The following is a 14,617-nucleotide window of genomic DNA, read 5'->3' as shown; positions in this document are numbered from 1 at the left end:
CCGATCTAGTGCCCCCACCGCCGGTCTTCGTCCCGGGTGAACCTCGGCGGTCGGGTGCCGGTGGTCATTCGGTGTCCCCCGTGGTCGGCCGGGCCACGGCGGTGATGGGTGAAGCCTGCCTGGCCTATCAATGTTCCGTCAAGAGTTTGTCCTAACATATTTTCATAACGTCGTACGCACATGTTCGGGGTAAACTCTGCGTCGTGGCAATCCAAGTCGGCGTGACGATCGACCGCTCATCCCCCGTCCCCCTCTATCACCAGCTCGCCGAGCAGCTCAGCATGGCGATCGCGAGCGGGCGGCTGCAGCCGGGCGACCCGTTCGAGAACGAGGTCGCGCTCGCCGAACGGCTCAACCTGTCGCGGCCGACGGTCCGGCGGGCGATCCAGGAACTGGTGAACCAGGGGCTGCTCGTGCGGCGGCGCGGGCTCGGCACCACGGTCGCCAACCGCAAGGTGCACCGGCGGGCCGAGCTGACCAGTCTCTACGACGACCTCATGCGCGTCGGCGGCCGGCCGTCGACGGTCGTACTCAGCCACGAGGTGGTGTGCGACGAACGTGTGGCAGCCGCGCTCGACCTACCGGCCGACGCCGAGCTGCTGTCGATCGTGCGGCTGCGTCTGTCCGACGACCGGCCGCTGGCCATCATGCGCAACTGGCTGCCCCCCGGCCACCTGGACGTCACGCGTGCCGAGCTGGAGGCGGAGGGTCTGTACGGCGTGCTGCGGCGGCGTGGCGTCCGTCCGGTCGTCGCGCACCAGACGATCGGCGCACGCACCCCGACCCCGTCGGAGCGGCGTCATCTCCGCCTGAGACCCACCGAGCCCGTGCTCACGATGACGCGGGTCGCCTTCGACGCCGTGGGCAGCGCGGTGGAGTACGGCGACCACTGCTACCGGGCGCAGGACTACAGCATCGAGGTCATGGTCGACCAGCGCTGACACGGCGCCGCGGACCGGCCCCGCCCGCGAGCTCTCTCGCCGGCGCGAGCCGGTCGGGCATGGTGAATGCGATATCAGGCAGAGCGGTAGAGCTCGGCCACCCGGAAGGCGAGGTCGAGGGACTGGCTGCGGTTGAGCCGCGGGTCGCAGGCGGTCTCGTAGCGCAGCGACAGGTCCTCCTCGACGATGCCGTGCCCGCCGCCGACGCACTCGGTCACGTCGTCGCCGGTGAACTCGATGTGGATGCCGCCGGGGTGGGTGCCCAGCGCGTGGTGCACCTCGAAGAACCCGGCCACCTCGTCGAGCACGTCGTCCAGGCGGCGCGTCTTGTGCCCGCTCGGGGCCTCGAACGTGTTGCCGTGCATGGGGTCGCAGACCCAGGCGACGGTGGCCCCGCTCGCCCTGACCTTCTCCACCAGCGTCGGCAGCGCGTCCCTGACCCGGCCGGCGCCCATACGGCTGATGAACGTGAGCCGGCCCGCCTCGTTGTCCGGGTTCAGCTTCTCGACGAGCGCGATCGCGTCCTCGGGGGTGGTCGTCGGGCCCAGCTTCACGCCGATCGGATTGCGGATCTTGCTGAAGAACTCCACGTGCGCGCCGTCGAGCTGGCGGGTGCGCTCGCCGATCCACACCATGTGCCCCGACACGTCGTACGGCAGGCCGGTACGGGAGTCGATCCGGGTGAGGGCCCGGTCGTAGTCGAGGATCAGCGCCTCGTGCGAGGAGTAGAACTCGACCGTGTGGAACTCCTCGGGTTCCGCGCCGCAGGCCCGCATGAACGAGAGCGCCTGGTCGATCTCCCTGGCGAGCTGGTCGTAGCGCCGTCCGGCCGGGGACTCGGCCACGAAGTCCTGGTTCCAGGCGTGCACCTGCCGCAGGTCCGCGTAGCCGCCCTTGGTGAACGCCCGGGCGAGGTTCAGCGTGGCCGCCGAGGAGTGGTAGGCCCGAAGCAGGCGGTTGGGGTCGGGACGGCGCGCCTCGGCGGTGAAGTCGAAGCCGTTGACCATGTCCCCGCGGTAGGCCGGCAGCTCGACGCCGTCGCGCACCTCGGTGGACTTGGACCGCGGCTTGGCGAACTGGCCCGCCAGCCGGCCGATCTTCACGACCGGGACGCGGCCCGCGTAGGTGAGCACGATCGCCATCTGCAGCAACGTCTTGAGCTTGTTGCGCACGTTCTCGGCCGTGGCGCCGGCGAAGGTCTCGGCGCAGTCGCCGCCCTGCAGCACGAAGGCCTCGCCTCGCGCGACGGCCGCCATCTCGGCCTTGAGTTTGTCGCACTCGCCCGCGAACACCAGCGGGGGCAGCTCGGTCAGCTCTCGGACGACTCTGTCGAGCTCACCGCGGTCCGGCCAGTCGGGCTGCTGTGCGGCGGGCAGTTCACGCCACGTGTCAAGGTTGCTGCTAGCGCTCACGGCACACAAGGCTATTGCACCGGGGCGGCTGTGGCCGCCATCCGTCCAATTAGTGAGATCTTCGTTGCCGAGCCTGGAGGCGTACGCGCTCCGGCAGCCGTACGTGCTCGGGGAGCACGCCGTGGCCGATGAAGCGCCGGACGAGGCCCCTGATCACGGGCAGCCGGGTGAGGTCGGGCGGCAGCGCCGGCCGTCCGGGCCGGGTCAGCGCCGGGCGGATCAGCAGGCGCTGGACCACCCGCTGGGCGGTCTGGGTGACCACGGTGGGCAGGGCCCGGCGGCGCTGCACCCGGGCCAGCAGCGCATCGGGGGCCTCGCCGCGCAGCAGGGCGGGCCCGATGATGTTGGCGGCGGCCACGGCGTCCTGCACCGCGAGGTTGATGCCGACGCCGAAGACGGGCGACATGGCATGCGCGGCGTCCCCGATCAGCAGCAGGCCAGGGCGGTGCCAGCGGGTGAGCCGGTCGACCGCCACGCGCAGGAACCCGGCCTCGTCGAAGTCGCGCAGCTCGCCGACCCGGTCCGCCAGGTACGGCAGCAGCCGGGCGATCGTCCGGCGCAGCTCCGCCACGCCCCTCGCCTTGAGCTCCTCGTAGCCGCCCTTGGGGATGACGTAGGCCAGCTGCCAGTAGGTCTCCCGGTTGATCGCCACCATGAGGTGCCCGGCCGACGCCCGCAGGAACGGCTGCTGGGGATCGCCGGGCTCGCGGCGGACGCGGAGCCAGACGACGTCCATCGGCGCGCCGAACTCCTTCGGCCGCAGTCCGGCGGCCCGCCGTACGTCCGAGCCGCGCCCGTCGGCGCCCACCGTCAGCACCGCCCGGATCTCGTGCTCGCCGCTCTCGTCCCGGTATCGCACGCCCCTGACGGCGTCGTCCTCGACGATCAGGCCGGTCACCCGGGCGCGCATGAGCAGCCGGAAGTTGGGATATCGGGCGGCCTCGGCGGTGATCAGGTTGAGGAAGTCCCACTGCGGGACGAAGGCGATGTAGCGATACCTGCCGGGAAGCGCGCTCAGGTCGGCGATCGGGACCCGCGCCTCGTCGGCCTCGATGGCCATCCGGTACGCCTTGCGGTGCGGCAGCCGGTGGAACGCCTCGGCCAGCCCGATCTCGTCGAGCACCTGGAGGGTCGAGGGGTGGATCGTGTCGCCGCGGAAGTCGCGCAGGAAGTCGCCGTGCTTCTCCAGCAGCGTGACGTCCACCCCGGCGCGGGCCAGGAGCAGCGCGAGCATCGCCCCCGCCGGGCCGCCGCCCGCGATCACGCATGTCGTACGCATAATTCATCACCCGATGAAATCATCGCACACGCACCCGCGAGCGGCGATACCCGAACGGCATCCTTTCCCCGGAGGTGGCCGGATTCAGACGCGGACGCCCGCGATGCGGCGGGCGCGCAGGACCTCCAGGGAGCCGGACAGCGAGCGGGTGGCGAGGTCGCGGATCGTGCCGAAGTGCTCCTCGGGATACTGCCGGGGTCCCTGCTCCACCAGGTGGATCAGGTAGAGGTAGACGCGGTAGAGGGCGAGCCGGGTCCGCGCCTGCGGCGTCAGGGCGATCTCGCCGCCGGCCTCGCGGTAGCCCGCCAGCAGCGGATCGCCCTCGCGCAGCTCGCCGAAGATCGTGGGGGTGATGAAGTCGGCCAGCGGGTCGCCCCAGAAGGCCCGCTCGTGGTCGATCAGGCCCTCCACGCGTCTGTCCTCGGTCAGGAACACGTTCCCCGGCCACACGTCGAAGTGGACCAGCGACGGCGTGACGACCTCGTCGAGGACGTCGGAGTTCGTGTGGACCAGGCCGGCGATCTCCACGATCGTCGCGGGCAGCGGTGTGCCGAAGTGGACCGCGTCGTCCAGCAGCGCCCCCATCATGACGAGGAAGGCGTCCCGCCAGGTGTGCCCGGTCAGGCCGGCGTACGGATAGCCGAACACGCCCGTGCCGGAGACCTCGTGGAGGCGGGCGAGGTGACGGCCCAGCTCGAACCGCAGCGCGCCCTCCTCCTCCGGGGTGAGCGAGACCTGGTTCCAGGGCACCCCGTTCAGCGCGGACAGGATGAGGTAGTCGCCGCCGCCGAGCGCCGGATCGTCGAACCCGGCGTGCAGCAGCGCCGGCATCGGCAGCCCCTTCCCGGCGACCAGGTGATAGACCATGGCCTCGGTGCGCAGCAGGTGGTGCTCGTAGGTCAGCAGGCGCAGTCCGGGCGGCGACCCGGCCTTGAGCACGACCTGCCGTCCGTCGTCGAGACCGAGCAGCCACACCGCGTTGGCCATGCCGCCGGCCAGTTCTGTGACCGACACCACGCCGGCGCCCAGCCCGTCGCGGGCGAGCGCGTCGAGCTCATGGGTGGACAGCGGCCTTTTCGTCCTGCTCTGCATTATTCGGTGTCCCGTGCCTCGGAGTGGGGTTCGGAGAGATCAGTTGTCGTCGAAGATCGCGATGGTCCATGAGGCCTCGTGCTTGTCGCCCGGGTTCAGCACGACCAGATCGGCCTCGGAGTTGAACGCGTCCGGCGGGCACGTCATCGGTTCCACGGCCAGCCCCCGGTGGTCGAGGTAGGTGCCGGTGCAGACCTGGACCCACGGCATCACGGCGGGATCCCAGGTGATCTCCACCCCGCCCTCGGGGCCGCGCACCCGCACCCGGCCGGCGCCGATCGAGGTGAAGGCGTTGTCGATCGCCGTGTCACCGAGCGCCCGCGAGGCCCTGAAGTCGTACGGCGTCCCGGCCACGTCCTTCAGCGTGACCGGGGCGAGCGACTCGTCGGTGATCAGCATGCGCTCGATCGGCAGCTCCAGCTCGTACTCCCGTACGTCGGGGCCGGCCAGCAGCCAGGGGTGCGGGGCGCAGCCGTACGGCGCGGGGGCGTCGCCCACGTTCTGCGCCGTGAGCGTCGTGGTGAGGCCGTCGGCCGCGACGGAGTGCAGCACCTCCAGCGCGATCTTGAAGGGGTAGCCCGCCGTCGGCTCGATCATGTGCGTCAGCCGTACGAAGCCGTGGTCGTCCTCGGCCGAGAACACCTCGGCGCACTCCCACACCCGGTCGGAGACCAGGCCGTGCAGCGCGTGGCCCCGATCGGGCTCGTTCACCGGCAGGACGTGACGGCGGCCCCCGAAGACGTACGTGCCGCCGACGACCCGGTTCGGCCAGGGCGCGAGCACGGTGCCGCTGTAGTAGGGGATCGGGCCGTCCGGCGGCCAGCTCGTCACCAGGTCGCGGCTGCCGTGGCGCAGCGCGCGCAGGGCTCCGCCCCGCTCGCTGATCGTGGCGTGGTAACCGCCGCCGAGGATGGTGTGATCGGGCACGGGGGAGTCCTCTCACTGACAGACGTCATGAATCAGGTCAAGTACGCACGGGACTTTAGTCCAGCTCTCCGCCATGGATCCAAGGCGGGGACCATGCTGTGGGAGCGCTCCCACGACACGCCAAGTTAACGCCTTACGGCTGGACGGTCAACTAATTCCCGGAATTGCGGCTAGACGCCTTGGGAGCGGCCAAATCCTCATAATCAAGGGGGACGGGCAACGAACCTCATCGACAGGTCCATATGCCCATAAAAATGAAAATTTCACCCCCAACCACCCATAGCCGTGATCTTGTAGTTGCTCGCAGCCTCAGTGCTTCACCTGCGGCTCCGCCGTTCGTGATCTTGTAGAAACTTCTCGTACGGCCGGCCTGCCAGGGGCTTCGCCGTACGTGATCTTGCACTGCAAGATCAGTGAGGCTGTTCGTCCTGGTCAGGGCCGATCGGTGCGAGTTTCTGCAAGATCACGAACGGGAAGCGGCAGGTCGGCGGATGAGTATGCCAGTAACTGCAAGATCACGGCAGGGGTGGGGCGGGCACCGGCCGGCCGGATGGGCCGGCCGCCGCGAGAACACGCCTAGCGGAGCTCGCCGGTCTTCACGACGTCGCGGTACCAGAGCGCGCTGTCCTTGGGGATCCGCTTCTGGGTCGCGTAGTCCACGTAGACGATGCCGAAGCGCTGGCTGTACCCCTGGGCCCACTCGAAATTGTCGAGCAGCGACCACACGTGGTAGCCCTCCACCCGGGCGCCCTCCTCCACGGCGCGGTGCAGCGCCGCGAGGTGGTCCCGCAGGAAGGCGATGCGCCCCTCGTCGCGTACCCGCCCGTCGGGGCCCGGCTCGTCGAGGGTGGGCAGCCCGTTCTCGGTGATGACCAGCGGCACCCGCGGATAGTCCCGCGTGAGCCGGGTCACGACGTCGTAGAGGCCCTCGGGATAGATCTCCAGCCACTCGGCCTGCGCCGTGGGGTGCTTGAAGACCCGCTCGCCGTCGCCGTCGACGAAGTGCGGCGTGTAGTACTGCACGCCGAGCAGGTCGATGGGCGTGCTGATCGTCGCGAGATCGCCCTCCAGGATGTGGTCGCGCATCGGGCCGCGTTCGGAGATCCACCGCAGCGTGTCCTCCGGGTAGTGGCCCTTGAAGATCGGGTCGAGGTAGAGCCGGTTCTCCAGCCCGTCGGCGTGCCGGGCCGCCCGCGCCGCCTCCGGCGTGTCGTCGGCCGGATAGGTGGGATGCAGGTTCAGCGCCGGGCCGATCCGCCGCCCGGGGTGGCGGTCGTGCAGCACCTGTGCGGCGAGGCCGTGGGCGAGCAGCAGGTGGTGGCAGGCGACGAACGCGCGGGCCTCGTCGCGGACCCCCGGCGCGTGGTCGCCGAACTGGTAGCCGCTCTGCACGATGGTCTTGGGCTCGTTGATCGTGAGCCAGTCGCCGATGTCCAGGGCGTCGAACACGATCTCGGCGTAGTCGGCGAACCGGGCGGCGGTGTCCCGGTTCTCCCAGCCGCCCCGGTCCTGCAGCTCCTGGGGGAGATCCCAGTGGAACAGCGTCGCCATCGGGCTGACCCCGCGCTCGGCCAGGCCGTCCACCAGCCGCCGGTAGAAGTCGAGGCCCTTCTGGTTCGGCCGGCCCGTGCCCGTGGGCTGGATCCGCGGCCAGGCGATCGAGAACCGGTAGCTGCCGAGACCGAGCTCCGCGATCAGGTCGAGATCCTCGCGGTAGCGGTGGTAGTGATCGGCCGCCGGTTCCCCGGTGTCGCCGTCGCGGACGTTGCCGGGCGTCGCCGAGAAGGTGTCCCAGATCGACGCCCCCCGTCCGTCCTCGGTGGTGGCACCCTCGATCTGGTAGGCCGCGGTGGCGGCTCCCCAGACGAATCCGTCCGGAAATCGCGCCGGAGAGTTCATCGCGTCATCCCAATCTCACTTAGCAATTCTTCCGGGCGCTCGAACGCCGCGTCGCAGGCCGTCATAGGGGAACGCTCTTCCGATCGAGGTGCCGTCTCGTCGCGCACGTGTCGTGGGAGCGCTCCCACGAGGAGCCTAAATGGCTCTGTGATGGCTGTCAATCCCAGCGGAGGCCCAAGAAACCGCCCTGGCCGGCGGACATACATGTGCGCGTGTATCCGACGTATAGCCGGTTGCCGCCATGCCTTGGTTAGCGTCTGCGGAGCACACCCGCCCCGAACGTCGCCGAGGTGCGCCTTCATGTCCTACGTCCTTGTCGGCCGCCGACCGTCGATGGGGGCCGGCATTCCTCATCTCGGCGGTGAGCAAGATCCGGAGCCGGGCGGCGTACGCCCGGCGGCCGGCGCCGTGCCGGCCATCGGCGGAGTCCCCGCGGCGGGCCCCGATCAGGCGGGGCCGGCGGTCGCGATCGCCGTCGCGGCGCTGCTCACCCCGCTGACGGTGCCGTCCGTCGGCATCGCCGACCTCTTCTCGGCTTCGTCCTGACCGGAACTTCGTCCTCACCGGAGGTCCCGCCCATGCCGTTCCTGATCGCCCTCGTCGTCGTGGTCGGCGTCCTGTGCCTGCTCGACCTGCTGCTCACTCTCGGAGTGATCCGCAGGTTGCGCGTGCACGGCGAACTGCTCGCCACGCGGACCGGCCCCCGGCCCGAGCCGATGCTTCCGGAGGGGGAGAAGGCTCAGCCGTTCTCGACCGTCACCGTGGACGGCGTGCGGTTGTCGGACACCGCGCTCGCGGACCCGACCCTGCTCGGTTTCTTCTCTCCCGGGTGTTCGGCGTGTGTAGAACGCCTGCCGCTCTTCGTCGAACGTGCGCGGGACTTCCCGGGTGGACGCGATCACGTGCTCGCCGTCGTGGTCGGACCGGAGAACGAGGCGGCCGACTACCTGCGACGGCTTCGGCCGGTGGCGCGAGTAGCGCTCGAAGAGCACGGGGGCGAGGTCAGCCGGGCGTTCCGTGTCACGGGCTTCCCGTCGTTCGCACTGATGGACGGTGACGCGAGAGTGCTGGCCAGCGGCGCCCTCCTCGAAGATCTCGACAGTGCCCCGGCGTCCAGGTGAGCGGCCGGACGACCCCGCACGCCGATACCCGCACGGTCGCACGCGGAGCCGTCATCGCGCTCGGCATGGCGTGTCGGGCAGCCGGTTGGCACACCGTCGGTTTCGCCGTTCTCAGCGTGGTCGCGGCGGCCGTACCGGTGACCCTCGCATGGTTGACGAAGTCGGCGCTCGACCAGATCGCGGGCGCGGACGCCACGGTGGCCGCCCTGGCGGGCCTCGGCCTCGCCATGGCCGGATGCGGTGTGATCGTCGCACTCGTGCCGCAGGCCATCGAGTACCTCAAGGCGGAGACGGGCCGCAGGGTGGGGCTGGTCGCGCAGGATCGCCTCTTCCGGGCGACGGAACGTTTCGTCGGCCTGGCCAGGTTCGAGGATCCCCCGTTCCTGGATCGGATCCGGATGGCCCAGCAGTACGGCGGTGCCACGCCCGGCATGGTCGTCTCCGCCGTGCTGGGCATCATGAAAGCCGCGGTGCTCGGCGCCGGATTCCTGGTGTCTCTCCTGGTGTCTCTCCTGGTGACGATGCCGTGGATGGCGCTGGCCGTCATCGGCTCGGCGGTTCCTTCGCTGATGGCCGAGCTGTGGCTGTCCCGGCGGCGGGCGGCGATGCTCTGGCGGATCGGTCCGGTGGAACGCCGCGAAGTGTTCTTCGCCGACCTGCTGCTCAACGTGCGAGCGGCGAAGGAACTGCGGCTGTTCGGGATCGCCTCTTACCTGAGGGAGATCGTGAATCGGCAACGCCGCATCGCGAACGCCGAACGGCGCCGGATGGATCGGCGAGAGCTGTGGGTGCAGGCCGGCTGCGGCTTTGTCAGCGCTTTCTCCGCCGGCGTCGGCCTGGTCTGGGTCCTGATCTCAGCCGTCCACGGCCACCTCGGTGTCGGCGACATCTCGCTGTTCGTCGCCGCCGTGGCGGGCGTCCAGTCCGCGCTCGGCGGGCTCGTCGCAGAACTCGCCGTCGCGCACCGGCAGCTGCTTTTGTTCGATCATTATCTCGCGGTGCTGCGCGCCGGGCCCGACCTGACCGTCCGGACCGTGCCCGTTGACGTGAAGCCACTGTCCGGCGGCATCGAGTTGCGGGACGTGTGGTTCCGCTACTCGCCCGATCATCCATGGGCGCTGCGTGGGGTCAGCCTCACCATCCCCCACGGTACGGCGATCGCCCTCGTCGGCAAGAACGGGGCAGGCAAAAGCACATTGGTCAAGCTGCTCTGCCGGATGTACGACCCGGAACGTGGCGCGGTGCTCTGGGACGGTGTGGATCTGCGCGATATGGACCCGGGGCAGTTGCGCGGCCGGATCGGCGCGGTCTTCCAGGACTACATGGAGTACGACATGACCGTGGCCGAGAACATCGGTCTGGGCGATCTCACCGCGTTGGACGACCGAGGCCGGATCGAGGCGGCGGCTCGCCGGGCTGGGGCGCACAGCCTGGTCGCCGGGCTGCCCCGGGGATACGACACGCTGCTGTCGCGGATCTTCTTCACGGTCGGGGAGGGGGATCAGGACGGCGATTCCGGGATGCACCTGTCCGGCGGTCAGTGGCAGCGATTAGCGCTGGCCCGGGCGTATCTGCGCGGCGAGCGTGACCTGCTGATCCTGGACGAGCCCAGCTCCGGTCTGGATGCGGAGGCCGAGCATGAGATTCACACGGGGCTGCGTGAGCATCGGAGAGGCCGCACCAACGTGCTGATCTCACATCGGCTGGGGGCGGTTCGCGACGCCGACCACATCGTCGTACTGGACGAGGGCCGGATCGTGGAGGAAGGCACGCACGCGACGCTGATGGCGTCCCAGGGCTTGTACGCGCGACTGTTCTCCATGCAGGCGCAGGGATACCATCCCGAGCGGATCCCGGGGTGAACGCAATGGCCTGGTCGCCTCCCACAGCGAAAACGCTCGGCCCGCCGTTGCCCGACCGCTCTCCCGTGCCCTACCGGACGGACCGGACGGCAGGGAGCCCGTATTGATCGCGCTCACGGTCGCGGGCCTGGTCGTCGTGCTCGGCGCGGCGGCCGCGGCCGGGCTGGTCCTGGTACGGCGGGCCTTCATGGTCATCGAGGTCGAAGGGCGGAGCATGGAGCCCGCTCTACGGTCGGGGGATCGGCTTCTCGCCCGGAGGCGCACCGGGCCGGGCGGAACCATCGAACGTGGCCAGATCGTGGTCATCACTCGGATCGGGCCTGGCGACGGGTTCCTGTTGGACGGCGGTCCCCTGCAGGTGATCAAGCGGGTGGCGGCACTGCCCGGCGACGCGGTTCCCTCGGTGTTCGAAGGGTTGGGGGAGGGACCGGTGCCGCCCGGACACGTTCTCGTGCTCGGCGACAACCCGGATCACAGCGCCGACTCACGCCAGTGGGGATTCCTCCCCGACCATCGGTTGATCGCTGTCGTGGCCCGGCGCCTCCCGCCCGGACCCTCCGTAATCGCGAGACGACCGTAGCGGCGACAATCCCGCTAATGACGATTCCGAAATTCTTTACTTCCCGATCGCTATTCGGCGCGCCATCGGTAATCGCAGCTGCGGGGAAGTGGCCGTCGTACGGGGGATACAGGGCGACGTGTATCGGATTCGTATGCCGGCTATCCCCGCCCTTAGTAATTTGTCACCAGGAAATCTCATCGAGGAGGTTTGATGACGAGAGGTATCCAGCGTCTGGCCGACCGCATGCTCGCCCGGTTCGTCCCCGAGACCAAGGCGGCTGCCAGCGAGTGCGGTACCGAGGGCAGCGGTACCTGCTTGGTCCGGTACTGCTGCTGGGGTGGCGGAGTCCCCAACGGCAAGTTGTGCGGCCCCTGGCAGTACACCTGCTGACGGTCGAGACATGCGGCGGGACGCCCCCGGTCCTCGGGGGCGTCCCGCCTTTCGATTCTCCGGGTTGCGTTCTCGGCGAATCCTCACCGAAATCGCCCTGCGCCTTTGTCCGGGCTGGTCGCGCAGCACCGCCGGGCTCAGCGCCGTATGGAAATCCGCTCATTTGCTGATCACGGAATTCGCCGTTTCCATGGCGTACAGTCGGGTGAGATCGTTCATCCGATACAGATCCTCAGAGATCGGCTCGACCAGTCGGAGATCGGCGAGTCGGCCGAGCGCCGCGGACGCGGTATGGAGGTCGCAGCTCAGCAGGCGCGAGGCCTCGGCCGTGCCACAGTCGGCGATCCCCTCGGTGCCCAGGCGGTGGAAGAGCTTCACCGCGTTCTCATCCGACGGGCCCTGCCCGCGGAGCAGGACCTCATAGTCAGGATGGAAGGCGGCGCGCACGGAGAGATCGCCGCACGTTAGTAGATCGAGCCGCTGCCGCTCATTCTCCAGCATGTCGGCGAAGGTCGCGAGCGACCATTCTCGCCGGACGTCCAGCCTCTTGCCGGCGATGCGCAGCGCCAGCGGGAGATGCTCGCACAGCCGCGCCACCCGGCCCACCTGGTCGGGTTCTCGGCGGGAACGTTCCCGTCCGCAGAGCCGTGCCAGCAGCTCGCATGCCGATGAGTGCTCCAACGGACCCAGGGATACGTGTTCGACGTGATCAAGCGCCCCGAGCACCCTGCGACTGGTGATCAGCACCTGGCACTCGCGGGCGGTGTTGAGAAGCGGGCGCACCTGCCGTTCGTCGGTGACATTGTCGAGCAGGACCAGGAAGCGTCGTCCCGTCGTCACCGCGACGAATCGCTGGACCACCTCGCTCTCACCGGTCGGAACGTCCCCGCCGCACATGCCGAGGATGGCGAGCAGCCTGGTCAGGGTCTCGTACGCGCCCGACCGGGCGCACGATCTCAGGTCGACGTAGAGAACGCCGTCGGGAAACGTGTCGGCCGCGGCACGAGCCGCGTGGATCGCCAGCGCGGACTTGCCCGTGCCCGCCGGACCGTGGACGGCGATGGTCCGCCACGGAGGCGCCGCCGAGGTGATCGCCGCGACCAGATCCTTCAGCTCCGCGTCGCGCCCCACGAACCGGGCCGGCGGCGCGGGCAGCGCCCACGACGGTGGCACCGGACGGGACGGCTGGGACGCGCCGGCCGGTTCGGACTCCACCGGGGAGGGGCCCCCGGCGAACCTCGGAGGCTCGCCGAGCGCCGGGTCACGCAGCAGGATCGCCTGGTGGAGGGTGGCCAGCTCGGGGCCCGGCGCGACGCCCAGTTCCTCGCCGAGTGCGGCCCGTGCCCTGCCGTACGCGCCGAGGGCCGCCGCCGCGTCACCGGTCCGGTACAGCGCGAGCATGAGGTGTCCCCAGAGTCGTTCCCTCGTGGGGTGCACCGCGAGGGTCTCGCGGAGATCGGCGATGACCTCCGCGCGCTCGCCCAGGGCGAGACGGGCCTCGGCCAGTGTCTCCAGGGCGAGTAAGCGTTGCTCGCCGATGGCGTCCAGCCGCGGCCCCAGCGCCGAGGATCTGGGTACGTCCTCGGCCGGCGCGCCCCGCCACCAGGACAGCGCGGCCGTCAGGTGCCGGAGCGCCGCCGCCGCGTCGCCGCCGGACAGCGCTTCCCGGCCCCGCCGTACGGCCTCGGCGAACTCGGTGAGATCGAGCTCGCCGGGGCCGACGGAGAGCAGGTAGCCGGGTGGGCGGGCGATCAGCAACTCGGGCGTGCTCAGGCTGTCGCGCAGCCGATTCGCGTAGGTGCGGAGGTTGGCCACGGCGGAACGTGGCGGATTCGCGTCCCACACGGCCTCCACCAGCCGGTCCAAGGACACGGTGTGGTTGGCCTCCAGCAGTAGGGCGGTCAACAGAGCCCGCTGCTTGGGAGGGCCGAGCGGCACCTTCTTACCGTTTCGCCGCACCTGAACCGGGCCGAGAATGCTGAACCGCAGACTCATCGGACCTCCGCGTTCCGGAAGGAAATCGAGGTCGGCACAGGTTCTGCCGTCGAGCGGGTCGGCGCGTGGGGAGCGCCGCAGTCCCTACGGTGGCCCCGTCAAGCGGAGGCGCGGATCACCAGGTGCGTGTCGAGGATCACGACCGGCTGCTCCAGCGGCTCACCGTTGATCCGGGCGATCAGCAGTTGCACCATCTGCCTGCCCATCGCCTCGGTCGGCTGGTGCACGCTGGTGAGCGGCGGATCGGTGTGCAGCGCCACCTTGGAATCCTCGAAGCCGATGAGCGCGACGTCGTCGGGCACCCGCATGCCCCGCTCCCTGAGCACGTGGAGCGCGCCCATCGCCATCGGGTCGGATGCCGTGAACACGGCGTCCAGGTCCGGATGCCGCTCCAGCAGTTCGTGCATCGCCGCCTCGCCGCTCTCCTCGGAGAAGTCTCCGTACGCGACGCGCTCGGTCATGCCGGTGGCGAGCAGGGCGTCGCGATATCCCGCGAGACGGTCGACACCCACCCCCATGTCCTGGGGACCGGCGATCGTGGCGATGCGGCCGCGGCCCTTGGAGATCAGATACTTGACCGCCTGCCGCGCGCCCGCCCGGTTGTCCATGTCGACATAGCTGTACGGGTTCAGCCCGACAGGACGGCCGCCCAGCACGGTCGGCACGCCCATCTTCTCCAGCCGCCCCGGCAGGGGATCGGCGCCGTGGACCGAGGTCAGCAGGACGCCGTCCACGTGCTGGCCGGTCAGATAGTGCTCCAGCCGGTCGTGCTCGCGTCGGTTCTGCGCCATCGTCAGGATGAGCTGCAGACCGGTCTCCGCGAGCGCCGAGCCGATGCCGCGGATGACCCCGGCGAAGTACGGCTCGTCGAAGACCCGCTGTTCGGACTCGGACACCACCAGCGCGATGGTGTCCGTCCGGTTGGTGACCAGGGTTCGCGCCGCCCGGTTGGGCACGTAGCCGAGCTCCTGGATGGCCTGCATCACGGCGTCTCGGGCTTTGTCACTGACCTTCGGTGACCCGTTGATCACACGCGACACCGTGCCGCGGCCGACCCCGGCGCGGGCGGCGACCGCCTCCAGCGTCGGTCGCCCTCCCGAACGGCGGTCACCGTTCATCTGGTTGCCCCCTCGTCCT

Annotated in this window: 13 protein-coding genes; 6 read left to right on the top strand and 7 right to left on the bottom strand. The window is 69.9% G+C overall.

Features of this window, described 5'->3' with window-relative positions:
• Positions 1-203: 203 nt before the first annotated feature.
• Positions 204-941 carry a GntR family transcriptional regulator gene (locus tag AP234_RS06900; protein ID WP_055478672.1) on the top strand — a complete coding sequence of 246 codons (738 nt, stop codon included), beginning with the start codon at positions 204-206 and terminating at the stop codon, positions 939-941.
• 74 nt (positions 942-1,015) lie between these two features.
• On the opposite strand, the gene AP234_RS06895 is transcribed toward AP234_RS06900, so the two are convergent.
• The 5 genes from AP234_RS06895 to AP234_RS06875 all read right to left on the bottom strand — a co-directional run bounded on the left by AP234_RS06895 (position 1,016) and on the right by AP234_RS06875 (position 7,550).
• Positions 1,016-2,353: a class II 3-deoxy-7-phosphoheptulonate synthase gene (locus AP234_RS06895; RefSeq protein WP_055478671.1), complete on the bottom strand. Its 1,338-nt coding sequence runs from the start codon at positions 2,351-2,353 to the stop codon at positions 1,016-1,018.
• Positions 2,354-2,402: 49 nt separating this feature from the next.
• Complete coding sequence (locus AP234_RS06890) at positions 2,403-3,632, bottom strand: FAD-dependent oxidoreductase (protein WP_055478670.1); 1,230 nt, start codon at positions 3,630-3,632, stop codon at positions 2,403-2,405.
• A gap of 84 nt (positions 3,633-3,716) precedes the next feature.
• Positions 3,717-4,724, bottom strand: a complete 1,008-nt coding sequence (locus tag AP234_RS06885; RefSeq protein ID WP_055478669.1) for a phosphotransferase family protein — start codon at positions 4,722-4,724, stop codon at positions 3,717-3,719.
• 39 nt (positions 4,725-4,763) lie between these two features.
• Positions 4,764-5,651 carry an aldose 1-epimerase family protein gene (locus AP234_RS06880; RefSeq protein ID WP_055478668.1) on the bottom strand — a complete coding sequence of 296 codons (888 nt, stop codon included), beginning with the start codon at positions 5,649-5,651 and terminating at the stop codon, positions 4,764-4,766.
• Between the two features lie 576 nt (positions 5,652-6,227).
• Positions 6,228-7,550, bottom strand: coding sequence for a GH1 family beta-glucosidase (locus AP234_RS06875; RefSeq protein WP_055478667.1), 1,323 nt, complete (start codon positions 7,548-7,550; stop codon positions 6,228-6,230).
• A 300-nt stretch (positions 7,551-7,850) separates the two neighbouring features.
• On the opposite strand from AP234_RS06875, the gene AP234_RS06870 reads away from it, so the two are divergent.
• From AP234_RS06870 to AP234_RS06850, 5 genes are all read left to right on the top strand, one after another.
• Entirely contained in the window at positions 7,851-8,096 is a 246-nt protein-coding gene (locus AP234_RS06870; RefSeq protein ID WP_055478666.1) for a hypothetical protein, read from the top strand.
• Positions 8,097-8,128: 32 nt separating this feature from the next.
• Positions 8,129-8,671, top strand: a complete 543-nt coding sequence (locus tag AP234_RS06865; protein WP_055478665.1) for a TlpA disulfide reductase family protein — start codon at positions 8,129-8,131, stop codon at positions 8,669-8,671.
• Positions 8,668-10,533, top strand: coding sequence for an ABC transporter ATP-binding protein (locus tag AP234_RS06860; protein ID WP_235557998.1), 1,866 nt, complete (start codon positions 8,668-8,670; stop codon positions 10,531-10,533). Before AP234_RS06865 ends, AP234_RS06860 begins: the two co-directional genes overlap by 4 nt.
• 103 nt (positions 10,534-10,636) lie before the next feature.
• Positions 10,637-11,113 (top strand): S26 family signal peptidase, encoded by a 477-nt coding sequence (locus AP234_RS06855; RefSeq protein WP_055478664.1) that lies wholly within the window; start codon positions 10,637-10,639, stop codon positions 11,111-11,113.
• Between the two features lie 192 nt (positions 11,114-11,305).
• Positions 11,306-11,485, top strand: coding sequence for a hypothetical protein (locus AP234_RS06850; RefSeq protein WP_055478663.1), 180 nt, complete (start codon positions 11,306-11,308; stop codon positions 11,483-11,485).
• Positions 11,486-11,644: 159 nt separating this feature from the next.
• Here AP234_RS06850 and AP234_RS06845 read toward each other — a convergent pair whose 3' ends face one another.
• Entirely contained in the window at positions 11,645-13,480 is a 1,836-nt protein-coding gene (locus AP234_RS06845) for a BTAD domain-containing putative transcriptional regulator (protein ID WP_055478662.1), read from the bottom strand.
• 98 nt (positions 13,481-13,578) lie between these two features.
• Positions 13,579-14,598 carry a LacI family DNA-binding transcriptional regulator gene (locus AP234_RS06840; RefSeq protein ID WP_055478661.1) on the bottom strand — a complete coding sequence of 340 codons (1,020 nt, stop codon included), beginning with the start codon at positions 14,596-14,598 and terminating at the stop codon, positions 13,579-13,581.
• Positions 14,599-14,617: the final 19 nt, after the last annotated feature.

The sequence above is a fragment of the Sphaerimonospora mesophila genome, assembly GCF_001417795.1.
GTDB lineage: Bacteria > Actinomycetota > Actinomycetes > Streptosporangiales > Streptosporangiaceae > Sphaerimonospora > Sphaerimonospora mesophila.
Note: the sequence above shows the minus strand (reverse complement) of the source record. Positions and strands in the feature narration are given on the sequence as shown.

Bases quoted from the DNA above. Each gene is read 5' to 3' on its own strand.
- AP234_RS06845 (WP_055478662.1), bottom strand. From the start codon at position 13,480: ATGAGTCTGCGGTTCAGCATTCTCGGCCCGGTTCAGGTGCGGCGAAAC.
- AP234_RS06885 (WP_055478669.1), bottom strand. From the start codon at position 4,724: ATGCAGAGCAGGACGAAAAGGCCGCTGTCCACCCATGAGCTCGACGCG.
- AP234_RS06870 (WP_055478666.1), top strand. From the start codon at position 7,851: ATGTCCTACGTCCTTGTCGGCCGCCGACCGTCGATGGGGGCCGGCATT.
- AP234_RS06850 (WP_055478663.1), top strand. From the start codon at position 11,306: ATGACGAGAGGTATCCAGCGTCTGGCCGACCGCATGCTCGCCCGGTTC.
- AP234_RS06840 (WP_055478661.1), bottom strand. From the start codon at position 14,598: ATGAACGGTGACCGCCGTTCGGGAGGGCGACCGACGCTGGAGGCGGTC.
- AP234_RS06865 (WP_055478665.1), top strand. From the start codon at position 8,129: ATGCCGTTCCTGATCGCCCTCGTCGTCGTGGTCGGCGTCCTGTGCCTG.
- AP234_RS06875 (WP_055478667.1), bottom strand. From the start codon at position 7,550: ATGAACTCTCCGGCGCGATTTCCGGACGGATTCGTCTGGGGAGCCGCC.
- AP234_RS06890 (WP_055478670.1), bottom strand. From the start codon at position 3,632: ATGCGTACGACATGCGTGATCGCGGGCGGCGGCCCGGCGGGGGCGATG.